Origin of the sequence: Aeromonas sp., assembly GCF_050252055.1 — a bacterium.
Taxonomy (GTDB): Bacteria; Pseudomonadota; Gammaproteobacteria; order Enterobacterales; family Aeromonadaceae; genus Aeromonas; species Aeromonas caviae.
Genome location: NZ_JBFWLQ010000009.1, coordinates 127,125 through 150,884, shown reverse-complemented (window position 1 = coordinate 150,884; position 23,760 = coordinate 127,125). Strand labels below are relative to the sequence as shown.

The 23,760-nt window shown below is 62.7% G+C and carries 21 protein-coding genes and 1 tRNA gene; 9 read left to right on the top strand and 13 right to left on the bottom strand.

Annotated features, from left to right (window positions below; all coding sequences use genetic code 11):
- Positions 1–47: 47 nt before the first annotated feature.
- The 5 genes from AB7E19_RS16470 to yqhD form a co-directional block, all read right to left on the bottom strand.
- Positions 48–1,355, bottom strand: a complete 1,308-nt coding sequence (locus AB7E19_RS16470) for a serine dehydratase subunit alpha family protein (RefSeq protein WP_041215805.1) — start codon at positions 1,353–1,355, stop codon at positions 48–50.
- A 26-nt stretch (positions 1,356–1,381) separates the two neighbouring features.
- Positions 1,382–2,053 (bottom strand): helix-turn-helix transcriptional regulator, encoded by a 672-nt coding sequence (locus AB7E19_RS16465; RefSeq protein ID WP_025202524.1) that lies wholly within the window; start codon positions 2,051–2,053, stop codon positions 1,382–1,384.
- A gap of 327 nt (positions 2,054–2,380) precedes the next feature.
- Complete coding sequence (pntB, locus tag AB7E19_RS16460) at positions 2,381–3,865, bottom strand: Re/Si-specific NAD(P)(+) transhydrogenase subunit beta (RefSeq protein WP_042882769.1); 1,485 nt, start codon at positions 3,863–3,865, stop codon at positions 2,381–2,383.
- An 11-nt stretch (positions 3,866–3,876) separates the two neighbouring features.
- Positions 3,877–5,403, bottom strand: a complete 1,527-nt coding sequence (locus AB7E19_RS16455; RefSeq protein ID WP_010675996.1) for a Re/Si-specific NAD(P)(+) transhydrogenase subunit alpha — start codon at positions 5,401–5,403, stop codon at positions 3,877–3,879.
- Positions 5,404–5,909: 506 nt separating this feature from the next.
- Positions 5,910–7,070: an alcohol dehydrogenase gene (gene yqhD, locus AB7E19_RS16450; RefSeq protein WP_161646668.1), complete on the bottom strand. Its 1,161-nt coding sequence runs from the start codon at positions 7,068–7,070 to the stop codon at positions 5,910–5,912.
- 118 nt (positions 7,071–7,188) lie between these two features.
- Between yqhD and AB7E19_RS16445 the strand changes: the two genes are divergently transcribed.
- The 3 genes from AB7E19_RS16445 to AB7E19_RS16435 are packed head-to-tail and all read left to right on the top strand — an operon-like array spanning position 7,189 to position 9,075.
- Positions 7,189–8,112: an AraC family transcriptional regulator gene (locus tag AB7E19_RS16445; protein WP_319861950.1), complete on the top strand. Its 924-nt coding sequence runs from the start codon at positions 7,189–7,191 to the stop codon at positions 8,110–8,112.
- A gap of 1 nt (position 8,113) precedes the next feature.
- A complete protein-coding gene (locus AB7E19_RS16440) occupies positions 8,114–8,635 on the top strand; it encodes a lipocalin family protein (protein ID WP_041211937.1) in 522 nt (173 codons plus the stop codon).
- On the top strand, positions 8,632–9,075 hold the full coding sequence (locus AB7E19_RS16435) for a GNAT family N-acetyltransferase (protein WP_319861949.1): 444 nt from the start codon (positions 8,632–8,634) through the stop codon (positions 9,073–9,075). The genes AB7E19_RS16440 and AB7E19_RS16435 overlap by 4 nt, the downstream gene beginning before the upstream one ends.
- A gap of 128 nt (positions 9,076–9,203) precedes the next feature.
- On the opposite strand, the gene AB7E19_RS16430 is transcribed toward AB7E19_RS16435, so the two are convergent.
- On the bottom strand, positions 9,204–11,093 hold the full coding sequence (locus AB7E19_RS16430; protein ID WP_042015637.1) for a methyl-accepting chemotaxis protein: 1,890 nt from the start codon (positions 11,091–11,093) through the stop codon (positions 9,204–9,206).
- Between the two features lie 200 nt (positions 11,094–11,293).
- Positions 11,294–11,791, bottom strand: a complete 498-nt coding sequence (locus AB7E19_RS16425; RefSeq protein ID WP_041209527.1) for a lactoylglutathione lyase family protein — start codon at positions 11,789–11,791, stop codon at positions 11,294–11,296.
- 100 nt (positions 11,792–11,891) lie between these two features.
- Between AB7E19_RS16425 and AB7E19_RS16420 the strand changes: the two genes are divergently transcribed.
- The gene (locus AB7E19_RS16420; RefSeq protein WP_322131984.1) at positions 11,892–12,764 is read left to right on the top strand and encodes a LysR family transcriptional regulator; all 873 of its coding nucleotides are present in this window, start codon (positions 11,892–11,894) and stop codon (positions 12,762–12,764) included.
- Positions 12,765–12,818: 54 nt separating this feature from the next.
- Here the strand turns inward: AB7E19_RS16420 and AB7E19_RS16415 are convergent, their stop codons facing one another.
- The gene (locus tag AB7E19_RS16415; RefSeq protein WP_322131983.1) at positions 12,819–14,189 is read right to left on the bottom strand and encodes a phosphatidylserine decarboxylase family protein; all 1,371 of its coding nucleotides are present in this window, start codon (positions 14,187–14,189) and stop codon (positions 12,819–12,821) included.
- A 209-nt stretch (positions 14,190–14,398) separates the two neighbouring features.
- A tRNA-Trp gene (locus AB7E19_RS16410) sits at positions 14,399–14,475 on the bottom strand.
- Positions 14,476–14,677: 202 nt separating this feature from the next.
- Between AB7E19_RS16410 and AB7E19_RS16405 the strand changes: the two genes are divergently transcribed.
- The 4 genes from AB7E19_RS16405 to AB7E19_RS16390 all read left to right on the top strand — a co-directional run bounded on the left by AB7E19_RS16405 (position 14,678) and on the right by AB7E19_RS16390 (position 17,606).
- The gene (locus tag AB7E19_RS16405) at positions 14,678–15,220 is read left to right on the top strand and encodes a hypothetical protein (RefSeq protein WP_039039632.1); all 543 of its coding nucleotides are present in this window, start codon (positions 14,678–14,680) and stop codon (positions 15,218–15,220) included.
- Positions 15,221–15,494: 274 nt separating this feature from the next.
- A complete protein-coding gene (pyrB, locus tag AB7E19_RS16400) occupies positions 15,495–16,415 on the top strand; it encodes an aspartate carbamoyltransferase (protein WP_010676005.1) in 921 nt (306 codons plus the stop codon).
- Positions 16,416–16,431: 16 nt separating this feature from the next.
- Positions 16,432–16,896, top strand: coding sequence for an aspartate carbamoyltransferase regulatory subunit (gene pyrI, locus AB7E19_RS16395; protein ID WP_010676006.1), 465 nt, complete (start codon positions 16,432–16,434; stop codon positions 16,894–16,896).
- 218 nt (positions 16,897–17,114) lie between these two features.
- The gene (locus AB7E19_RS16390) at positions 17,115–17,606 is read left to right on the top strand and encodes an arginine repressor (protein ID WP_039039633.1); all 492 of its coding nucleotides are present in this window, start codon (positions 17,115–17,117) and stop codon (positions 17,604–17,606) included.
- Positions 17,607–17,760: 154 nt separating this feature from the next.
- Here AB7E19_RS16390 and AB7E19_RS16385 read toward each other — a convergent pair whose 3' ends face one another.
- The 4 genes from AB7E19_RS16385 to arcA all read right to left on the bottom strand — a co-directional run bounded on the left by AB7E19_RS16385 (position 17,761) and on the right by arcA (position 22,581).
- Positions 17,761–19,167 carry a YfcC family protein gene (locus tag AB7E19_RS16385; protein WP_010676008.1) on the bottom strand — a complete coding sequence of 469 codons (1,407 nt, stop codon included), beginning with the start codon at positions 19,165–19,167 and terminating at the stop codon, positions 17,761–17,763.
- A gap of 121 nt (positions 19,168–19,288) precedes the next feature.
- Positions 19,289–20,293: an ornithine carbamoyltransferase gene (gene argF, locus AB7E19_RS16380; protein ID WP_041211943.1), complete on the bottom strand. Its 1,005-nt coding sequence runs from the start codon at positions 20,291–20,293 to the stop codon at positions 19,289–19,291.
- A gap of 78 nt (positions 20,294–20,371) precedes the next feature.
- Positions 20,372–21,298 (bottom strand): carbamate kinase, encoded by a 927-nt coding sequence (locus AB7E19_RS16375; protein WP_104454938.1) that lies wholly within the window; start codon positions 21,296–21,298, stop codon positions 20,372–20,374.
- 62 nt (positions 21,299–21,360) lie between these two features.
- A complete protein-coding gene (gene arcA / locus AB7E19_RS16370) occupies positions 21,361–22,581 on the bottom strand; it encodes an arginine deiminase (protein WP_010676011.1) in 1,221 nt (406 codons plus the stop codon).
- Between the two features lie 746 nt (positions 22,582–23,327).
- Between arcA and AB7E19_RS16365 the strand changes: the two genes are divergently transcribed.
- Positions 23,328–23,504 carry a hypothetical protein gene (locus tag AB7E19_RS16365; RefSeq protein WP_010676012.1) on the top strand — a complete coding sequence of 59 codons (177 nt, stop codon included), beginning with the start codon at positions 23,328–23,330 and terminating at the stop codon, positions 23,502–23,504.
- Positions 23,505–23,760 lie beyond the last annotated feature (256 nt).

Sequence of the window (23,760 nt, the reverse complement as noted above, 5' to 3'; positions counted from 1 at the left end):
GAGCCACTGGCTCCGGTTTTTTTATGGCCGACGGCGGCACTCCGGGGTCACTGGTGCTTACCCTGCTGCTTGGCCCGCATGATGTTGATGATCTCGATGTCGGTATCCAGCATCCCCTCCCTGGAGAGGCGACCCAGGTTGGCGATGGTCTGGTCCACATCGTCCGAGACGATCCCCTCGCTCTGGGGCACGCGCAGGTTGTTGATGGCCATCAGCGAGGATTTCACCGCCGCCGAGGTGGAGGTGGAGACCTTCATGGAGCAGGCGCTGCCGGCGCCGTCGCAGATGATGCCGGAAACATCCCCAATCATGTTGTTGATGCAGTGGCTGATCTGCTCGAACTGGCCCCCCAGCAGCCAGGTGATGGCGGCCCCCGATCCCATGGCGGCGGTACTGGCGGCACACAGGGCGGAGAGCTTGTTCTGGTAGGCCTTGATGTAGATGGCCACCAGGTGGCTCATCACCAGGGCACGGGCCAGCTGCTCGTCATCGGCCTTGAGGAAGCGGGCGGCGGCGACCACCGGCATGGTGGCGGCAATGCCCTGGTTGCCGGAACCGGAGTTGGACATGGCGGGCAGCATGGCGCCATCCATCCGCGCATCGGAGGCGGCAGACGACAGGCGCATGGCCAGGGTCATCAGATCGTCGGAAAGCAGCTTGCGTTCCACCTGGTCGGTGAGGATCTTGCCGATACGCAGGCCATAGCCCTGCAGCCCTTCGTCCGCCAGCGCCTGGTTCATGGTGGCCGCCTCGCGGATGAAGTCGATCTCGGCCAGCGGCACCTCCAGGGCGAAGGCCACGATCTCCTTCAGGGTCATGGCGGGCTTGTCGGCCTTGGCTGGCTGGATCTGCACTCCGGGGGCGCTGTCCTGCACCATCAACACCTCGCCATCCTTCTCCATCAGCACGATGCGGGTGTGGTCGGTACAGATCACCACCCGGGCGCTGTGCCCCTCCACTTCGGCCAGCACCTCGGCGTAGAGCACGTCGGGCACATCCTTCACATCCACCTCTATGGTGGGCAGCAGCCCCTTGGCCGCCTCGACCTGATCCGGCGTGAGGCTCTTGAGCACCTCCAGCCCGGCATCCGGGTTGCCACCGGTGATGCCGACGGCGGCGGCCACCGGCAGGCCGATCATGCCGGTACCCGGCACCCCGACCCCCATGCCGTTCTTGAACAGATTGCCGCTGACCCAGACGCGGGTGCGAGTCGGTACCTGCCCCAGCAGCTTGCGGCAGTTGGCCGCCGCCAAGGCGACCGACATGGGCTCGGTGCAGCCGAGGGCCGGCACCACTTCACGCTTGAGCAGGGTAATAAAGTCGGTCCATTGTGCGTTCATTGCGATGTGTCTCATGTTCATGACGCCCGCGTGCGGGCTCGTCATTGTTGTTCGGCCAGTTCCGCCTTGTGATTGCGGATATGCAGGTAAACGGTATGGCGGGAGATGCCGAGCAGCTCGGCCACCAGTTGGGCGGCATCCTTGATCTCGAAGATGCCCATGTCGTAGAGCCGGTGCACGATCGCCTTGTTGCGCACGCTGCTGCCCAGCCCGGGATCCCTGTCCACCTTGGCGATCACCTGCGCCACCAGATCATCCACCGAGCTGGCGAAGGTCTCGGTGCCGTGGGCAGGGGGCACTGCGGGCGGGGCAAAGGTGTCGAGCAGGCTGCCAAGGGGCGTGTCCAGGCTGAAATTCACGCACAGCATACCGATGGGTTTGCCCTCGCGGTTGCTGATGGTGATGGACGAAGACTTCAGCAGGGTGCCCTCCCGGGAGCGGGAGAAATAGCTGCTCCACTGGCTGCCGGCGGCACTGTGCAACTTGTCGAGCGCAAAATCGGTGACCGGCGCTCCCTCCTGGCGGCCGGTGATGTGGCCGTTGGCAATCTTGATGACGGAGGCATGCAGGCTGTCAAAGGCGTGCAGCACCACCTCGCAACCCGGGCCAAACAGGGCGGACAGCGCCGCCACCGCAGGCTCGAAGCTGGCGATCAGATGGCGCTCTTCATCGGTCAGTGTGCTGGCGTCGCGCAAGGGGGCTACCTCGGTCATGGGGTCATCCGGTCAACGTTGGGTAAGGATATTCGAAGCGGACTCAAATAAAATTGAGCAAATCCGCTTTTTGCGCGGGCATTATGCCCGACTGGTGAGACAACACCACAAAATGTGAGCAAAATCACGACTGAAATGACAAAAAGGCCCCATGAGAGGCCTTCAAGGTGGTTTTTTGGTGCTTTTGCTCAACTTTAATTGAGCCAGGGCTCGCCAGTCAGTCCGGACAGGCAGGCACCACCGCCTGTCTGTTCCCTGCCACTGTCACCCACTCTGGTCATAGAAAAAGGGGGCCGAAGCCCCCTTTTTGTCTCATCCGGTCAACGCTTACAGCGCCTTCAGGATGGCCTCGACGCTGGCCTTGGCATCGCCAAACAGCATCTGGGTGTTCTCCTTGAAGAACAGCGGGTTCTGGACACCGGCGTAGCCAGTGTTCATGGAGCGCTTGAAGCCGATGACGTTCTGCGCCTTCCACACTTCCAGCACCGGCATGCCGGCGATGGGGCTGCCCGGATCTTCCATGGCGGCCGGGTTGACGGTGTCGTTGGCACCGATCACCAGCACCACGTCTGTGTCGGCGAAGTCATCGTTGATCTCGTCCATTTCCAGCACGATGTCATAGGGGACTTTCGCTTCCGCCAGCAGCACGTTCATGTGACCAGGCAGACGACCGGCCACCGGGTGGATGCCGAAGCGCACCTTGACGCCGCGATCACGCAGCTTCTGGGTGATCTCGGCCACCGGGTACTGGGCCTGCGCCACCGCCATGCCGTAGCCTGGGGTGATGATGACGGAGCTGGCGTTTTTCAGCATGTCGGCCACGTCTTCGGCGTTGGTCTCGCGGTATTCGCCCAGCTCCTGCTCGGCGGTGGAGGCCACGCCGTCGGAGCCGAAGCCACCGGCGATCACGGAGATGAAGGAGCGGTTCATCGCCTTGCACATGATGTAGGAGAGGATGGCACCGGAGGAACCCACCAGGGCACCGGTGACGATCAGCAGGTCATTGGAAAGCATGAAGCCCGCCGCCGCCGCCGCCCAACCGGAGTAGGAGTTCAGCATGGAGACCACCACCGGCATGTCCGCGCCACCGATGGAGGCGACCAGGTGCCAGCCGAAGGCGAAGGCGATCAGGGTCATCACCAGCAGGGCGAAGGTGGAGCCACCGGCGTTGACGAAGTGGATCATCAGCGCGATGGAGACCACCACGGCCAGCAGGTTCAGCTTGTGGCGGTGCGGCAGCATCAGCGGCTTGGAAGAGATGAGGCCACGCAGCTTGCCGAACGCCACCACGGAACCGGTGAAGGTCACGGCACCGATGAAGACGCCCAGGAACACTTCCACCAGGTGGATGTTCAGCATGGCGCCGGAGAGGTGCTCGACCTGGGCGACGCTTGCCGCCTGCTCGAACGCCGCCCGGGCGGCTGCCAGGGTCGCATCCAGGTTGGAACCGACGGAGACCACCACTTCAGCGGGGGCGGAGGGGTGCAGATCGATGAAGCTGTTGAAGCCCACCAGCACCGCTGCCATGCCCACGAAGCTGTGCAGCACGGCCACCAGCTCGGGCATCTCGGTCATCTCGACCTTGAGGGCCAGACGCACGCCGATGGCGCCACCGATGGCCATGGCCAGGACTATCCAGTGGACGCCACTGGTTTCCGGGTTGAAGACGGTGGCGAGCAGGGCGATGGCCATCCCCGCGATACCGAACAGGTTGCCATGCTTGGCCGTTTCTTGCTTCGACAGTCCCGCGAGACTGAGGATGAAGAGCACGGCGGCAACGATATAGGATGCTGTTACCAGTCCTTGAGACACGTTAAACCCCCTTAATCCTTACGGAACATCTTCAGCATGCGCTGAGTGACGGTGAAGCCACCGAAGATGTTGATACTGGCAATCAGCACGGCGACAAAGGCCAGCACGGTGACCAGGGTCGACCCTTGTCCAATCTGCAACAGCGCACCGACCACGATGATGCCGGAGATGGCATTGGTGACCGACATCAGCGGCGTGTGCAGGGCGTGAGAGACGTTCCACACCACGTAGTAACCGACCACGCAGGCCAGGATGAAGACGGTGAAGTGGGAGAGGAAGGCGGCAGGCGCCACAGCGGCCACCCAACCGAAGGCGGCGATGCCGAGGGCACCGAACACGAACTTCTTGTTGGAGGGCTTGGCCTCTTCCTTCTTGGCGGCCGGTTTGGCGGCAGCCGGTTTCTGCGGGGCGGCAGAGACGGAGATGGCGGGGGGCGGGAAGGTCACTTCACCGGCCTGGACCACCGTCATGTTGCGCTGCACCACGTCTTCGAAGTCGATGGCGACGTTGCCGTCCTTCTCCTTGCACATCAGCTTCATCAGGTTCACCAGGTTGGTGCCGTAGAGCTGGGAGGATTGGGCAGGCAGGCGGCCCGGCAGATCGGTGTAACCGATCACCTTGACGCCGTTGTCGGTGACATGCAGTTCACCCGGTACCGTGTATTCGCAGTTGCCGCCGGCCTGGGCCGCCATGTCCACGATGACGGAGCCCGGCTTCATGCTGTCCACCATTTCCTTGGTGATGAGCTTGGGTGCCGGCTTGCCCGGGATCAGGGCGGTAGTGATGATGATGTCCACTTCCTTGGCCTGCTGGGCGAACAGCTCCATCTCGGCCTTGATGAACTCTTCGCTCATCACCTTGGCGTAACCGTCGCTGGAAGCGCCATCTTCGCCGCCGAAGTCCAGCTTGAGGAATTCCCCACCCATGGACTCGATCTGCTCGGCCACTTCCAGACGGGTATCGAAGGCACGCACGATGGCACCGAGGGAACCGGCGGTCCCGATGGCGGCCAGACCGGCCACACCGGCACCGATGACCAGCACCTTGGCGGGCGGTACTTTACCGGCGGCGGTGATCTGGCCGGTGAAGAAGCGACCGAACTGGTGCGCGGCTTCCACGACGGCGCGATAGCCACCGATGTTGGCCATGGAAGAGAGGGCGTCGAGGGACTGGGCACGGGAGATCCGCGGCACCATGTCCATCGCCATCACATTGATGTTGCGCTCGGAAAGCTTCTTGACCAGCTCGGGGTTCTGGGCGGGCCAGATGAAGCTCACCAGGGTGGCACCATCCTTAATTTGTGCGATTTCGGCCTCGGTCGGCGCGTTGACCTTGAAGACAAGGTCGGCTTGCCAGACGTTCGGTACCACGCTGGCACCGGCAGCCTCGAAGGCGGCATCATCGAAGCTGGCTCGCAGGCCGGCACCGGCCTCGATGGCAACCTCGAAGCCGAGCTTTTTCAGCTGCTCGACAGTGGCCGGGGTCGCTGCGACCCGGGTCTCACCGGCGAGACTCTCTCTCGGTATTCCAATCTGCATGACTATTCCCTGATGGTTAATAAACAATCATCGCCAAGTCTCTCATGTCTGAGGGGACAAGGCATGATCAAAGTGCAGGTCACGGGCCCTTTGTTATGAAAATCAGCAGGCTTCACCTCGACCTCCTGTCACGGTCAGGCCCCCGCTTTTCAGGCGCGAGGGTGATTAGTATCAAATTTTGGAGTTTTATTACAACCACGGCCCCGGGCGGGCGGGTACAGAATTCAGCCCATCCCGGACCGTGATTAAAAAAAACAAACCAAATTAGGGGCTTATACCAGCAAAAAGCGCTAAAAAAAGTGATCCAACCAGTCAAAAAAAATGTTTAACCCGGCCTCTACCTTAGCGTTTTTTGTTCTTACGAAATCTGCCGTTGGCTCATCTGATGAGATGAAAAGGGAAAAAGTAACCATTTTGCAACGATCAGGGGGCCGCGTCCCCGCCTGCTGGCGGGTTCGGGCCCCCTGGTGCAACCGGGCCTGCGGCCCGCTTCAGGCGCGCTCTGCTTACCAGGCCGCCTCATAAATATGCCGGCTCTGGGCCAGGTCGATGTCGCCGTGCTCACCCAGGGCGGTCATGCCGTGCTCTTCGAGCTTGGCCAGCAGGGCGTCGATCCGGGCGTCGGCCACGTAATCCCGCAGCCGGGTCTTGATCCCCATCCGCTCGAAGAAGTCACGGGTGGCGGCGATGGCACCGTCGATACGCGCCTCGTCACTGCCGCTGCGCAGATCCCAGACCCGCTCGGCGTATTGCAGCAGCTTGGCGCGCTTCTGCTCGCGCTTGGCCTGCAGCAGGGCGGGCAGCACCACCGCCAGGGTCTGGGCGTGGTCCAGACCGTGCAGGGCGGTGATCTCGTGGCCCAGCATGTGGGTGGCCCAGTCCTGGGGCACACCGGCTCCGATCAGGCCGTTCAGCGCCAGGGTGGCGCTCCACATGATGTTGGCACGCACGTCGTAGTTTTCCGGCTCCACCAGCGCCTTGGGCCCCTCTTCCGCCAGGGTCAGCAGCAGCCCTTCTGCAAAGCGATCCTGCACCTTGGCATCCACCGGGTAGGTGAGGTACTGCTCCAGGGTGTGGATGAAGGCATCCACTACCCCATTGGCCACCTGACGGGCGGGCAGGGTGTAGGTGAGCACGGGGTCGAGCACGGCGAAGCGCGGCATCACGAAGGGCGAGAAGAAGTGCTGCTTGTCCCCAGTGCTCTTGCGGGTGATGACGGCGCCCATGTTCATCTCGGAACCGGTGGCCGGCAGGGTCAGCACGCTGCCCAGGGGAATGGCGGAGGCCACCTCGCCCCCGACGGTCTCGAGGATGTGCCAGGGGTCCTTGGCCAGGTCGTAGTGGGCCGCCGCCGCGATGAACTTGGTGCCGTCCAGCACGGAGCCGCCACCCACTGCCAGCAGGAAGTCGACCTTCTCGGCGCGGGCCAGTTCGACGGCACCCATCAGGGTCTCGTAGGTGGGGTTGGGCTCGATGCCGCCAAATTCAAACAGGGTCAGGCCGGCCAGCTCGCTGCGGATCTGGTCCAGCAGGCCGCTGCGCACCACGCTGCCACCGCCGTAGGTGACGAGGATGCGGGCGTCGCTGGGGATCTGGCCGCGCAGCTGGGCCACCTGGCCCTTGCCGAACAGCACCTTGGTGGGGGTGTGCAGGATGAAGTTGTTCATGGGATCTCCCGGGGTGGTCGTAGTCGGTAAGGTATGGGTTGCATTTTTCTCTTATAACCCCCTACCATCAAGGGAGCTTTCTGCCGATTTCTTGCCTATTTCTACTGAGCCTGGATAAATGAGTACAAATCAGCCCATCGCGGCGACCCACCAGTCCGCCCTCGCCAGCCGACTCGCCGCCCTGGCACCCCACCCGGGGATCACCGCCGCCCCCGTGCCCGGCGTGCACCTCATCTACACCACGGAGCATCACGACCGCATCCCGGTGCTCTACCGCCCGCGCATGATCATCATCCTGCAGGGGCACAAGGTGGGCTATCTCTCGGACTTCACCTTCCGCTACGACCCCGAGCACTACCTGATGATGACCCTGCCGCTGCCCTGCGAGTGCGAGTGCTTCGCCTCCCCCGAATCCCCTCTGGTGGGGCTCTCGGTGGAGATCGACGTGGCGGCGCTGCAGGCCCTGCTGCTGGAGATGGGGGACGCGGCCCCCGCCCCGGCGGAACCGGGTCGCGGCGTCGTCTCCGTGCCCCTCTCCGAGACCATGCTCTGCGCGGTGGAGCGCCTCATCGACGTGATGGACAAACCGCTCCACGCCCGGGTGCTGGGGCCCCAGATCGTGCGCGAAATCCTGTTCCACGCCCTGCACGAAGGGGGGGCCCCCGCCCTGCTGGCCATGGCCAGCCGTCACAGCCAGGTGAGCCAGATAGCCCGGGTGCTGCGTATCATGGAGCAGCGCTTTACCGAGAACCTGACGGTGGAGGAGCTGGCCCGGGAGGCGAACATGAGCGTCTCGGCCTTCCACCACCACTTCAAGGCGGCCACCGCCACCTCGCCCCTGCAGTACATCAAGACCCTGCGCCTGCACCGGGCGCGGCTGATGATGCTGCACGACGGCCTCAAGGCCGGGGTGGCGGCGGACAGGGTAGGCTACGAGAGCGGCTCCCAGTTCAGCCGCGAATACAAACGCTTCTTTGGCAACACCCCGAGCGAACACGCGGCACGCTTCCGCTCGGGACAACTGCGTATCGTGGAGGGATGACATGCGCACACTGATCCTGCTCGTTCTGACCCTGCTGGCCACCGCCTGCACCGGCATTCCACCGGGGCACCAGGTGGTCAAGCCCTTCCAGCTCGACCGCTACCTGGGCACCTGGTACGAGGTGGCCCGCCTCGATCACGGTTTCGAGCGCGGCCTGAACCGGGTCACCGCCACCTACAGCCTGCGGGATGACGGCGGTGTCAGGGTGATCAACCGGGGGCAGGACGAACAGGGGGAGTGGCGCGAGGCCGAGGGGCGCGCCTACTTCGTGGGCGACAGCGACGAGGGGCGCCTCAAGGTGAGCTTCTTCGGCCCCTTCTACGGCAGCTACAACGTGCTGGCGACGGACTATGAGCTCTCCCTGGTGAGCAGTTACAACCTCCAGTACCTCTGGATCCTCTCCCGCACGCCCCATCCCCCCAAAGAGAAGGTAGAGGCCCTGGTCGAGCGGGCCCGGGGGCTCGGCTTTGCCACCGACCGGCTGATCTGGGTCAGCCAGGATCCGGCGGGGAACGCCCCATGAGGATCATCCAGGCCACCCCCGGGGACATTCCCCGGGTCACCCCCCTGTTCGTGCAATACCGGGCGTTCTACCGGCTGCCTGCCCGGCCCGAGGCTGCCGAAGCCTTCCTGCTGGAGCGCTGCACCGCCGGGGAGTCGGTGCTCTTCGTGGCCCAGAACGAGGAGGGAGAGGTGCTGGGATTTGCCCACCTCTATCCCTTGTTCTGCTCCCTCGCCCTGAAGCCCATCTGGCTGCTGTACGATCTGTTCGTGGCGCCGGCGGCCCGCCAGCAGGGGGTGGCCCAGGCGCTGCTGGCGCGGGCCGATCGCCACGGCCAGGAGACGGGCGCCGCCTTCCTGATGCTGAGCACCGCCACCGACAACCGGCAGGCTCAGGCCCTCTACGAAGGGCACGGCTACCAGCGGGACAACGAGTTCTACAGCTACATCAAGCCCCTCTGAGCCCCTGGCCTGGCCGATTGCCGGGCCAGGACCCGGCATTATTCAACGGGTGCATGACGAAATAATATCCATACACAGGATGAATAAAGGCGACCCCGGGGTCGCCTTTGTCACATCCGGGTCGCAGCCTAGAGCCGGAAGCGCCCGATCTCCTGCTCCAGCCGCTCGGTGAGAGACTTGAGCTGGGCCGCCTGGGCGGCCTCTTCGCCAGCCTGGGCCGCCAGCGCCTGGGAGACGTGGCGGATATTCTCGGTGTTGCGGCTGATCTCGCCGGTCACTGAGGTCTGCTCCTCGGCCGCCGCCGCGATCTGGGTCGCCATGTCGCTGATGGCGCCGATGGCCTCGTTGATCCTGCCCAGGCTGAGATTCGCCGCTTCGGCGTCCTCCACGCTGGTGCCCGCCAGCTGGCGGCTGGTCTCCATGCCGCCCACCGCCTTGCGGGTGGTCTGCTGCAGCGCCTCGATCATCTGCTGGATCTCGGCGGTGGAGTCGTGGGTGCGGCGCGACAGCACCCGCACCTCGTCCGCCACCACGGCAAAGCCGCGTCCCTGCTCCCCGGCCCGGGCCGCCTCGATGGCGGCGTTCAGGGCCAGCAGATTGGTCTGCTCGGCGATGCCGCTGATGGTGGCCAGAATGCCGCTGATCTGCTGGGCGTGGCCATCCAGCTCGTGGATGGTCTGGCTGGCGTCGGAGACCTCCCCCGCCAGCCCCGTGATGCTGCGCTGGCTCTGGCCGACCTGGGACTGGCCAGCCACCGCGAGGCGCACCGCATCGCCGGCGGTGTTGGCGGCAAACTCGGCGTTGCCGGCGATCTCCTGGGTGGCGGAGGCCATCTCGGTCACCGCGGTCGCCACCATGACGATCTCGTCCTGCTGCTGGCGCACCCGCTGGCTGCGGGCCTCGGCCCCCGCCGCCTGGGTGCGGGACTGGGCCGCCAGCTCGACGGTGACGTCCCGCAACCGGCTGACGATGCCGTGCAGTCGCGCCACGAACTGGTTGAAGTTCTGGGCCAGCTGCCCCACCTCATCCTGGCTGCGGGTGGCGATCTGCACCGTGAGATCCCCCTCCCCGTGGGCGATGTCGGCGAGCGCCCTGGAGACCCGTCCCAGATCCGCGAACAGGTAGTTGAACATGGCGATGAGCAGGGCACCGAACACCAGCAGCAGCACCAGGGTCAGCCCCACCAGTTGCCACAGCAGGGAGGCGAGCGGCGCCTCCAGCACCTCCTTGTACATCACCATGGCGAGCAGCCAGTCGGTGCCGGGCACTCCCTGCACCGAGAGCAGCACCTCGCGCCCGTTCAAGTTGGCGCCGTGCAGTTCGCCGTCGCGGCTCCACGCATCCAGCGCCGCCCCGGTGAGACCGGGATCCAGCTCCGCCACCTGCTTGAGCGCCAGCTCCTTGTTCGGGTGGCCGACGATGAGGCCGGTGCGGTCGAGCAGCATGGCGTAGCCCTCTCCCTGCACCTTCATGGCCAGCACCTCGTCGATGAGGGCGTCGAGGGAGAGATCCGCCCCGGCCACCCCGATCACCCGGCCCTGGTGGCTCACCGGCTCGGCCAGGGTCACCACCATCTGCTGCATGGTCACGCTGACATAGGGCGGCGTGACGATGAGCTTGCCCGCCTTGTCGGCGTTCTGGTACCAGGGGCGGGCCCTGGGGTCATAGTTGGCGGTGTTGAGGGCGGGATCGTGGCGGGTCATCTCCCCCTGCGCCGAACCAAAATAGGTGAGGCCGAAACCGCCGGAGGTGCGGGTCTGCAACAGGTGGGGCACCAGGGCCGTGTCGGGGTCGCGCGCAATGACAGCGGCCAGGGCGTCGACCGCGTGCTTGCGATCCTCAAGCCAGTTGCCGATGGCCACCGAGTGGGCGTGGCCGTAGTTGACCGCCTCGCTCTGGATGGCGTCAAGGGTGCGGGATTTGAGGGTGTGGAAGGCGACAATACCGAGCAGGGCTGCCATCAGCAGCACTACCCCCAGGCTGGCCGCGAGCAGCTTGCCGCGCAACGAGAGAGTCATGACAACGAATCCTTGTGGTAGCCGGGGGCCGGGAATACCCCCATCTTGGTAGTTCTATCGGCACAATGATGAACGGTCTTTAGTGAATCCTGATATTTTTTCATCTATCAACAACAGAACGCACTACCAGCAATAGACTGTTCACTATTCCATGCTGACACCCGCAGGCACCACAAGGCCGCCCGAAGGCGGCCTGTCACTTACCCCTGATAGGCACCGGCGGAGTAGGTCAGCTCATAGCTGTGGCTGTAGATCTCGATGATGTTGCCGAAGGGATCTTCCATGTAGACCATGCGGTAGGGCTTCTCGCCCGGATAGTACTCGCGCACCGGCATCCGCTGCTTGCCACCCGCTGCGACGATGCGCGCCGCCAGCCCCTCGACATCCGGATCCTGCACGCTGAAGTGGAACACCCCGGTCTTCCAGAATTCGAAGTTGTTTTCGCGCTGCTCGCTGTTGGGGAACTCGAACAGCTCGATGCCGATCTTGTCGCCGGTGGAGAGATGAGCGATGCGGAAAGAGCCCCAGCCCGGGCCAAATACGTCGTTGCACATCACGCCGATGGCGGAGTCATCCTCGGTGATGGTGGTCGCCGGCATGATGAGATACCAGCCCATCACCTTGGTATAGAACTCGACTGCCTTGTCGAGGTCAGTCACCGTGATGCCGATGTGGGAGAAGTTGCGCGGGTAAGTCATAAGTCACCTTGAAATTGTGTGTGGGAAACAGGTGACATGATAGGAAGAGACGCCATAATGAAAAATAAGGTCAAACTAATGGAATACATAAATTAAATTTATGGTTAATCCACTCTGGCTCCACACCCTGGTGGTGGTGCATGAAACCGGCAGTTTTACCCGTGCCGCCGATCGGCTGGATCTCACTCAGGCCGCCGTCAGTCAGCATATCTCGCGCCTCGAGGCCGAATTCGGCCCCCTGCTGCTACGCAAGCCCCGTCAGCTGGAGCTCACCCCGCGCGGGCTGGTGCTGCTCGACTTCGCCCGCCAGCAGGCGCAGGCCGCCGAACAGCTGCGAGCCCGTCTCTCTGATGACGACCCTCACCGCGGCGCCATCACCCTCACCACCCCCGGCAGCATTGGCCTGCTGCTCTATCCCCTGCTGCTCGATCAGCAACAGGAGCATCCCGGACTCACCATCCAGCACCGCTTTGCCCCCACCCCCGACATAGTGCAGGCGGTACTGGCGGGGCGCAGCGATCTGGGACTGGTGGATCAACCGCCGGAGCACCCCAGCATAGCCGCCGAGCCCTTCGCCCGCGAACCCCTCTGTCTGGTAGTACCCAACGACGGCGAGGAGCCGAGCTGGCAGCACCTCTGTCAGCTCGGCTTTATTGACCACCCGGATGGCCGCAGCATGGCTCAGCGCCTGCTGGGACGACGCTATCCCGGCCAGCGCTTCGGCGAGATCCCGCTGCGCGGCTTTACCAACCAGATCGGCCTGATCCTGGAGCCAGTCGCCCGCGGCCTCGGCTTTACCGTGCTGCCCCGCTTCGCCGTCACCGTCTTTGCCCAACAGGAGCAGATCCGGGTGATCCAGAGCAGCATTGAGGTGATCGACACCCTCTGGCTGATCTACCGCGCCGAGTGGCCGCTCCCCGCACGCCACCAGCGGCTGGTGGAAACCCTCAAGACGCAGGTCGGCGCCATCTGATGGACAAACAACAAGGCCGCCTCAAGGGCGGCCTTTTACTGTCCGGCGGCTGGGTTATTTGACCCGTGCCAGCGCCGTGTTGATCCTCAGGTTGGTCGCCTCCAGCCCCGGCTGCTGGCCGTAAAAGTCGAACGCCAGCTCGACCCCGGGGCGAAACAGCAGGCAGTGGGTGGAGCCGCCGAAGTGGAACATGCCGAGCTGCTCCCCCTTCGCGATCCGCTGCCCCGGCTGCACCGTCACCTCGCAGCTCGACACCTCCGCCATGCCCACCGGCACCACGCACATCAGGCCGATTTTGGGGTTGTCCGCCTCGATGAAGATGAGTGCCCGGGTCGCCACCGCGGTGAGGAAGGGCTGGGACTGGTTCGGGGCGCTGGGGTCGGGCCCCGCCGGGCTGTCGAAACCCTGGTGGCGGTTGGCCAGGTAGTAGCTGCCGTTGACCACCTTGACCGAGCGCACCGTGCCGCTCACCGGGCTGTGCCAGCGGTGATAGCTGAGGGCGCTGAGGAAGGCCTGATAGAGGGTGCCCCCCTCGAACGCGGCGGCGCGCGGGTCGAAGTCCAGCAGGTTGTCCAGGGAATAAGGCTGCCCCTTGAGCCAGAAGGCGTCCTGCCGCCGTACCCCGGTCACCACCTGCAGCGGGGCCGACTCACAGGCGTTGGCGATCACGCTGTCATCGTCCGGGGCCGTCACCGGCCGCACGCCGGGGCAGAAGCGGCGGGTGAAGAAGTCGTCCCAGCTGGCGAAGCCCTCGTATTCCTCTCCCGGCACGGTGTGGAAGATCCCCTCGAAGCGCTCTGGGGTGGGGTTGTCGCCGGCCCCGAGCGCCCCCTGCGCCACCTTGACCATCTCCCGTTTCGCCACGTCACCCAGCCAGGGGACGATCAGGGTCTGGCGATCCAGGGGGCTCACCGACTCGGTCAGCACATAACGGGACGCGGGACTTTGCAGGAAGTCGGCCCAGTAACCGAGGATCTTGCGCAGTTGCTGGTTCACCAGCGCATTGGCGAAGAAGTCGTACCCGGCGGCCGTCGCCATGGGCCAGTTGAGCAGGGCATTGATGGGGAATCCGATCAGCCCGGCGGGCTCCTGGGTCTGCACATCCTGATAGGCTTCCGGGGCCGTGGTCATGATGCCGTTGAGCAGCTGCAGGAACTCATCGAAGCTGCGCACCTGGACCTGACCGAGCGGCGTGCTGTGCTCGTGCTGCCACGCCTCGTCAAACATCCCCTGGGCCTGCTGATGCAGGAGAGGATCCTGCTCCACCAGCGCCTTCAATCCGGCGATCGGGGCCACCAGCGGGCGAGGCTGGCGGGTGACCGCCTGACGCAGCCGCTGCACCCAGCGCGCCACATGGGCCTGATCCCGGGGGACCCAGCCACCGGCATGGGCATGGGGGTGACGCGTATCCACTGCCTTGTTCATCGCTCTCTCCTTGTTGAAGCGCCTTGGGCCCGCCGGATGCGATGCGCCTGAGGGCGCCATCTGGCAGGAAGCAAGGTGTAGCACAGGGGGAAAGCGGCCTCCATTGACAGAAATGGCAGCGGCGAAGCGGGGAAAAAGAGGCTAACGGAGGCGGTGGCAAACGCCGGAAATGCGAAAGGCCAGCTCAATGAGCTGGCCTTTCTGAAAAATGGCAGGGGCGGCAGGACTCGAACCCGCAACCATCGGTTTTGGAGACCGCTGTTCTACCAATTGGAACTACGCCCCTGCAACAAACGAGGCGTAGTATACAAAGCGGAGGTCAAAGGTAAAGGCTTTTTTTCTCACTTTCGATGCGATCGAACAAATGACGAGCAGATCCCCGCAATTCCAACAAGGAGCGGGGGTAAGCTGCTGTATTTGCAGCCCCGACGGGGTAGGAATGGGACACAAATGGGGGTAGGGTGAAACCAGGCTCAGGGAGGCTGCCCATGCTCAATTACCGACTGCTGCAACAGCTTGCGCCCCTCAACTTCCGGGATGAGCGCAAGACGGAGACCCTGGCCGACTATCTGGACAGAGTCTCTCCCCTGGTGCCCTCCATTCCCTCCAATGTGCTCGCCCAGTGGATTTACCGTCATTGGCGCGGTTTTGAATCCAACTGGAGCTTTATCGATCTCGCCAGCCACCAGTTCGAGTGCGAGCACTGGCCCACCGCGCAGATTATCGAGCAGATAGACTCCCGCCACATGGAGGTGATCGATCGCTGGGGCGAGATGCTGCGCAGCAACCGCTACGTGCGCCGCTCCTGGCTCGGCGATGACATGCTGCGCCGGGGCACCTGGTCCGAGCCTGTCATCGTCCTCGCCACCGCCCCGGGCACCTGCTACCCGGACGGTCACCCCCTGCCCCATCCCTACTGCCTGCTGGAGGGGCACCACAGGCTCGGCTACCTGCGCAGCATGGCCGCCGATGGCGCTCCTTTGCAGGCGCAGCACGCACTCTGGATTTGTCGACCCGTTCGCGACACTTAAACGTTTTTCTTGGCAAATCCTGCCTCTGAAATAAATTTTTGACAATTCAAAAACCAGCCCTATAATCGGTGCGGTTTTGAAAAAGGTCGGGACAGGACAATGCCGTTTTTGATGAAAAAAGCAGCCTTGCAGACGGGTGGAGCGCACCAGAGCGGCCCCGTTGTTTCCGGTTCCCGTCCCACAGATCCCCCGTTTTTTTTGAAAAGAGCCCCTGTTTCAGGGGCTTTTTTTTGTGCCGGAAAAACCTTCATTGATGCCAAAGGGAATGCAGACGATGACCAATCCACTCTATAACAAACACGTCATCTCCATCTCGGATCTGACCCGGTCCGACATGGAACTGGTGGTCGCCACCGCACAGCGGTTGAAGGCCGAACCCGACAGCCGCCTGCTGAAAGACAAGCTGGTCGCCAGTTGCTTCTTCGAAGCCTCCACCCGCACCCGTCTCTCCTTCGAGACCGCGGTCCAGCGCCTGGGCGGCAACATCATCGGCTTCGCCGACGGCGGCAACACCAGCGCCAAGAAGGGCGAGACTCTGGCCGACTCCATCAAGATCATCAGCTCCTACACCGATGCGGTGGTGATGCGCCACCCGAAGGAAGGGGCAGCCCGTCTGGCCTCCGAGTTCTCCCGGGTGCCGGTCATCAACGGCGGTGACGGCTCCAACCAGCATCCCACCCAGACCCTGCTCGACCTTTTCTCCATCCACGAGACCCAAGGCAAGCTGGACGGCCTCAACGTCGCCTTCGTCGGTGACCTGAAGTACGGCCGCACCGTCCACTCCCTGGCCCAGGCCCTGAGCCTGTTCAACTGCCGCTTCTTCTTCATCTCCCCGGAGGCGCTGGCCATGCCGGACTACCTCTGCGAGGAGCTGGAAGAGAAGGGCATCCGCTTCAGCGTGCACGAGACCATGGAAGAGGTGATGCCGGAGCTCGACATCCTCTACATGACCCGCGTCCAGAAGGAGCGCTTCGACGAGACCGAGTACAAGCACATGGCCGCCAAGTTCGTGCTGGAGCTGGCGACCCTGGAAGGGGCCAAGCCCACCATGAAGATCCTCCATCCCCTGCCCCGGGTTGACGAGATCGAGGTCGCCGTCGACAAGACCCCCCACGCCTACTACTTCCAGCAGGCGGAGAACGGGGTCTATGCCCGCCAGGCACTGCTGGCACTGGTACTGAACGAAACCGTCTAAGGGAAAGGGGAACATCATGTCCGAGAAGAACCAACTGCAAGTCGAAGCCATCCGTCACGGCTCCGTCATCGACCACGTCCCCGCCGGCCAGGGCATCAAGATCCTCAAGCTGTTCCAGCTGATCGAGACCCAGGAGCGGATCACCGTCGGCTTCAACCTCAAATCCGGCGCCCTCGGCAAGAAGGATCTCATCAAGATCGAGAACACCCGTCTGACCGAGCAGCAGGCCAACCAGCTCGCCCTGTTCGCCCCCAAGGCGACCGTCAACATCATCGAAGACTTCGTGGTGGTGAAGAAGCACCAGCTGGCGCTGCCGGAGTTCATCGAAGGGGTCTTCCACTGCCCCAACTCCAACTGCATCTCCCACAACGAACCGGTGGAGAGCTACTTCCGGGTGCGCGAGGTGAAAGGGGCGGTGCGGATGAAGTGCAAATACTGCGAGAAGTCCTTCACCCAGGACATCGTCAGCGAACGCTACTGATTTCCTGCCGACAAAGGATATCCATGTGGGCCCCATCGGGCCCATTTTTGAACCCTGTCACATCACTTATTCCCCCTTTGGTTATAATTTGCCATCCCGTAATGGATATACCTCGCTCATCCCCTGCTTGAGTGCTCCTCATTAGTGTTTTTCGCTATGAAAAGCCGGAACGACAGACTGGGCGAGACCGCCATCGCTCATCGCCAAAGGAAGTCGCCATGGTCAACACCCTCAGCCGCCCAGCAGAACCAGAGTCCGACCTGGCCCAGCTCGACGCCTGCCGCCAGATCATCGGCCAGCACTGTTACAGCACCCAGGAGGAGATCCGCCGCGAGCTCTCCGCCCGCGGTTTTGCGGACATCAGCCAGTCCACCATCTCCCGCCTGCTGCGCCGTCTCGGGGTCGCCAAGGCCCAGAACGCCAACGGCAAGAAGGTCTACACCCTGGTGGACGAGCAGCTGGAGCCCGCCGGCAGCACCCGCTCCATCCACGACATGGTGCGCGCCGTGGTCCACAACCAGCAGATGGTGCTGGTGCATACCACCCCGGGGGCCGCTACCGTGGTGGCTCGCCTGCTGGATCGCAACGCCAATCCCGAGATCCTGGGGGCCGTGGCCGGCAACGACGTGGTACTGATCGCCCCGCGCCACATCAGCCGAACCCGCCAGGCTCACGCCGCCGTGGTGCGCACCCTGGAAAACGCCCGCTGACCCCTGCTGGATGCCAGAAGGCGACCCCGGGGTCGCCTTTTTGTTGCCCGCGCGGCAAGGAGCCAGGCCACGGGAGAGGCCGGGCGCCCCGCCTTGCCAGCCATCAAAAACGGGAGCCCCAGGCTCCCGTTGTTGTCCCTATGTCTGTCGGCATTCATGCCAGCACGGCGCCCAGGCTCAGGCAGAGCACGATCAGCACGGTCAGCATGCCGAGCAGCGGGGCCACCCACTTCAGCCAGCGCACATAGGGCACCTTGGCAATGGCCAGCCCCCCCATGACCACGGCGGAGGTCGGGGTCACCAGGTTCACCAGGCCGGAGGCGGACTGATAGGCGGTGACCACCAGCTCGCGGCCCACGTTGGCGAAGTCGGCGAGCGGCGCCATGATCGGCATGGTCAGCACCGCCAGACCGGAGGAAGAGGGCACCAGGAAGGAGAGCACCACTTCCAGCACGAACATCACGTTGATGAAGACGATGGTGGAGAGGCCGGTCACTATCCCCTCTGCACTGTGCAAAATGGTGTGGGTGATCATGCCGTTGTCCATCACTACCACGATACCGCGGGCGATACCGATGATGAGGGCCACGCCGAGCAGGTCACGAGCACCGTCGATAAAGTTGGAGGTCAGCTCTTCTTCGCTCATGCGGGAGATGACACCGACGATGATGGCGGCAGCCAGGAAGACGCCGGAGATCTGCGCCATCCACCAGCCCAGCACGGCCACCCCGTAGATCATCACGGCGAAGGCGGCGACGAAGATGCCCAGCACGATCTTGCGGGTGGTGGTGAACTCCAGCATCTGGTCGCTCTTGTTGCCAAGGAAGTGGGCACGGTTCTCTTCCCACTTGTCGGCCACCAGGGACTTGCTGGGATCGCTTCGCACCATCTTGGCGTAACGCATCACATAGGCCACGCAGATCAGCCAGCCGGCCACCAGCATGGCAACCCGCAGCCAGATGCCGTCGGTGAAGGAGATGCCGGCCGCGTTGGCGGCGATCACGGTGGCGAACGGGTTGATGGTGGAGCCCAGGGTACCGATACCGGCCCCCAGCAGCACGGTCGCGGCGGCGACCACGGGGTCGAAGCGGGCCGCCATCATCACCGGCACCAGCAGGGTGTAGAACGGCAGAGACTCTTCCGCCATGCCGTAGATGGTGCCCCCTGCGGCGAACAGCGCCATCAGGATGGGGATCATCCACTCTTCACGGCCACGCAGGCGATCGGTGACGCGCTCGATACCGGCATCGATGGCGCCGGTCTTGGTCACTATGCCAAGGAAGCCACCGATGATCAGGATGAAGAGGGAGACGTCGATGGCGCCAGCCTCGTAGGTGTCGTGGTTGTAGAGACCGTCGATGGGTGCCAGCAGCACGTCGACGATCCCCTGGGGATTGGCATCCACCAGTTTGTAGGTACCGGCCACCGGCACTTCCTTGCCGAGGGCCTCGTTCATGGTCATCTCGTATTTGCCGGCCGGCACTATCCAGCTCAGGGCGGCCACCAGGGCGATCAGCACAAACAGTATCGTGTAGGCTGACGGGAACTTGAATTTGGTCATGGTCCAGCTTCCTTCTGTGGGTGTGGTATCCATGCAGGCTGCGGGTCGTAGGGTTGGAGGTATTATGCCGCTGTCACATGGTTGAAAAGCCGGGGGTCACCCCCCGGCACCACTGACGACGTCAGTCGCCCAGCGTAGCCACCATCACTGCCTTGATGGTGTGCATCCGGTTTTCCGCCTCGTCGAACACGATGCTGTGCTCGGATTCGAACACGTCCTCGGTCACTTCCAGGCCCTTCATGCCATATTTGTCGGCCACTTCCTTGCCCATGGTGGTCTCGTCGTTGTGGAACGCCGGCAGGCAGTGCATGAACTTCACATCCGGGTTCTTGGTCGCGTTGATGACATCCATGTTGACCTGATACGGGGTCATCAGTTTGACCCGTTGATCCCAGGCTTCCTTCGCTTCACCCATGGAGACCCAGACGTCGGTGTAGAGGAAGTCGGCACCCAGCACACCCTCTTTCACGTCTTCGGTCAGGTGGATGCGCGCACCGGTCTCTTCGGCGATGAGGCGGCAGGTGGCAACCAGCTCCTCTTCCGGCCAGAAGGCTTTCGGCGCCACCAGACGGATGTCCATGCCCATCTTGGCGGCACCCACCATCAGGGAGTTGCCCATGTTGTTGCGGGCGTCACCCAGGTAGGCGAACTTGATCTGATCCAGGCGTTTGCCCTTGCCGTGCTCCAGCATGGTCATGAAGTCCGCCAGGATCTGGGTCGGGTGGAATTCGTTGGTCAGGCCGTTCCAGACCGGCACACCGGCGTGGGCCCCCAGCTCTTCCACGATCTCCTGGCCGTAGCCGCGGTATTCGATGCCGTCATACATGCGGCCCAGCACCCGGGCGGTGTCCTTCATGGACTCCTTGTGACCGATTTGGGAACCGCTCGGGCCGAGGTAGGAGACCTGGGCGCCCTGGTCGAAGGCCGCCACTTCAAACGCACAACGGGTGCGGGTGGAGGTCTTCTCGAAAATCAGGGCAATGTTTTTGCCGGTCAGGTGTTTGCGCTCATAGCCACCGTATTTGGCTTTCTTCAGGTCGATGGCCAGATCGATCATGTATTGGATTTCGCGCGGGGTGAAGTCCAGCAGTTTCAGGAAGTTACGGTTACGCAGATTAAAAGCCATGATGAGTTCTCTCTATATTTGTTCAGACCAATTTGGCAGTGTTATTGACTACGCAGTTGTTCAGACCAGAGCCTTGGCTCAGGCATTGACGGTATGGGTGGCGACGATGTTGGTGCCGGCTTCCCCCTTGAGGATGGCGAGGCCATCTTCCAGGGAGCCGATGCCGACCATGCCGCCGGTCGCCTTGACGAATTCACAGGAGGCTTCGACCTTGGGCCCCATGGAGCCGGCATCGAACTTGACGCCAGCCAGCTCGTCCGGGCTGGTGACCCGCAGCGGACGCTGGGTCGGCTTGCCCCAATCCAGATACACTGCATCGGCGTCGGTCAGGATCAGCAGGGCGTCGGCCTTGATCTGCTTGGCCAGGTAGGCGGCAGACATGTCCTTGTCGATGACGGCCTCGATGCCGGTCAGGCTCTGGCCATCCCAGGTCACCGGGATGCCACCACCACCGGTACAGATGATGAGGTGACCCTGGGCGATCAGGGTTTCGATGGCGTCGCCTTCGACGATGCGCTGGGGCAGCGGGGACGGCACCACGCGGCGGAAGAACTTGCCGTCTGCCTTGACCGACCACTGCTTCTCGGCAGCCAGGGCGCGGGCCTCCACTTCTTCATAAACCGGGCCGATAAACTTGGTCGGGTTGGCAAACGCCGGATCCTGGGGATCAACCTGCACCTGGGTCAGCAGCGCGGTGACGTTGCGGCTCGGCATCAGGTTCTTCAATTCCTGGATCAGCATGTAGCCGATCATGCCCTGGGACTCGGCACCCAGCACATCCAGGGGATAGGGGGAGACCTTGGTGTAGGCGCTGTTCTGCAGGGCCAGCAGGCCGACTTGCGGGCCGTTGCCGTGCACCAGCACCACGTTGTAATCCTCGGCGATGCGGGCGATGGTCTTGGCGGCGGTGGCGATGTTCTTGCGCTGGATGTCGGCTTCCAGAGGTTCACCGCGGCGGAGCAGGGCATTGCCCCCCAGGGCGACGACGACAGTTGGTTTTTTCATGGGTGTTACTCTCGAATTCGGGTGTGTGTGGCGCCAGCCTCTGCCGGCGCCACGCCGTCTTGTCAGATGCCGTCACGTTCCATCGGGCAGCTCATGCAGCGGGCGCCGCCGCGACCACGTCCCAGCTCTTCACCCGGGATGGGCAGCACAGTGATGCCGGCCTTGTCGTACTTCTCGTTGGTGTAGGTGTTGCGCTCGTAACCCACCACCACGCCGGGGCGCACGGTCAGCACGTTGTTGGCGTCGTTCCACTGCTCCCGCTCGGCCTCGAAGCTGTCGCCGCCGGTGGTGATGAGCCTGAGCTGATCCACCCCCAGCGCTTTCTCGATGGCGGTCACGAAGTAACCCTCTTCCTTGATGTTCATCCCGGTGGCACCGCCCGGGGTCAGGCTCCAGCAGTTCACATCCTTGCGGATGACTTCCGGATAGACGGAGAAGGTGTCGACATCCATGTGGGTCATGACGGTGTCGAGGTGCATGCAACTGCGGTGTTTCGGCAGCTCCATGGCGATGACCTGTTTCGCCTGACCGTGCTTGAACAGGCTGCGGGCCAGGTGCTCCACCCCTTGTGGCGTGGTGCGCTCGGACATGCCGATGAGCACGGCGCCACGGCCGATGACCAGGACGTCGCCCCCTTCGATGGTGGAGTTGTCGTAGTCGCGCTCCTCGTCACCGAAGTACTTGATGAACTCCTGACCGGCAAACTGCGGGTGCCAGCGGTAGATGGCCTTCACGTGGTTGGTCTCGCGACGACGGGCGGCCTTGGCCATGGGGTTGATGGAGACACCGCCATAGACCCAGCAGGAGGTGTCGCGGGTGAAGAGGTGGTTGGGCAGCGGTTCGATGATGAAATCGGTCGGGGCATGCATGCCGACCACCATGTTGACGCCGCTGTAGGGCATCTCGGAGTAGGTGAGGCCGCCGGAGAGGATGCGGGCCAGCTCGCGGTGAGGCATGTCCGCCAGGAAGCAGCGCACGTCGTTGGCCAGGGCAGTGCCGAGGCGATAGTCGGAGACCTGGTGTTGCAGCAGCCAGGCTTTGGCTTCCGGCACGTCCAGGGTTTCCGCCAGCAGATTGGTCAGGAGGAAGACTTCGACATTCTGATCGCGCAGTACCTGAGCGAATTTGTCGTGCTCCTGACCGGCACGTTCCACGGACAGGACGTCGTCAAACAGCAGATCCTGGCAGTTGGAAGGGGTCAGACGCTTCAGACTGAGGTTGGGGCGGTGCAACATGACACGGCGCAACTGGCCAACTTCAGAACCCACATAAAATTTGCTCATGATGATATTCCGTCTAGCAGTGGTCCCTGCGAGTGATTGAATAGATTCCTTCTATTCAGGCTCGTGGCTAAGGCGGGATATTCTTTATGTAGGGTACTCGGCTTGTGTTCTATCCTGCCCTTGCCTTTCGACGCAGAGATTAGGTCTGGCAACTCCACCAAACTTGGACATTGATCACATTCGCCCGAGACTGCATAAATTCAGAAGTTAATTTATGATGGAGTTTACATATCTGACATTTCCCTCACCCTCCATCCGGCATAAATACGCAATAAAGCCCCAATATATTCCACAAAGAACGCAATTTCATTCATCCATGATATCCATAAATGGATAGCCGCCAATAAAAAACATCAAATAAATCATTATATTAAAATCAAATCGCTCATTTTTTGAATAAACTTCACCCACCTTTGAATTTATCCTCGCTTGTCATCCCGTTTGCTCCCACATAAATAATCACCTGCTCCTTTATCGCTGAATAATCCATCTCTTGTCCCAGATCATGGCGGCCTGCCCGGGCCAGATGGCGAGCCTCATCGCCAAGTCGTGTGCACTATCTCTTTTATATGGATATGCATTTTGCACGCATCCTGATGGCGCCTTTTTCACCGACCGGAGTGCAACCGGGATTCAAAGTTTTTTCATTAGTTGAATTTTTTCAGTCACCTTGCGCCGATTTCGGGTTCGCCTTAACTCAAAAAGTGATGCTTGTCACATTCGTTCCCGTCACCAAGGAGATAACCATGAAGATCCCGTCGCTGTTTCTGCTCGTCGCCCTGGTCCTGCCCATGACACCGGCCCTGGTGCATGCTCAGGGAGCCCCCGCCATGCCGCTGGTGGTCTGTCACGTTGACCAGGCACCCCAGATGCTGGTACCCGCCTACCTATGCCAATGGTACGGTGGCAGCCAGCACCCCTGACCCTCTCGCCCAAGGGGAGGCGATCTCCTCTTGGGTCACCCCCGCTTTCCCTCCTTTATCTCCTGAATGGGATCCGGACCACGCCACCTGCATCATGCCCGTTGCCCTCCTCCACCCTCATCTGCGATCGACACTGACCGGTCTCCCCGGATTCTGAACCGCAGTTAAACGCCTTGTGAGATATTCGCCATCGACTGCGTAAGTAAAGTGCCAACAAAATTCTCGCCATAGTCGGAAGATGCGCGTGAAAAAACAG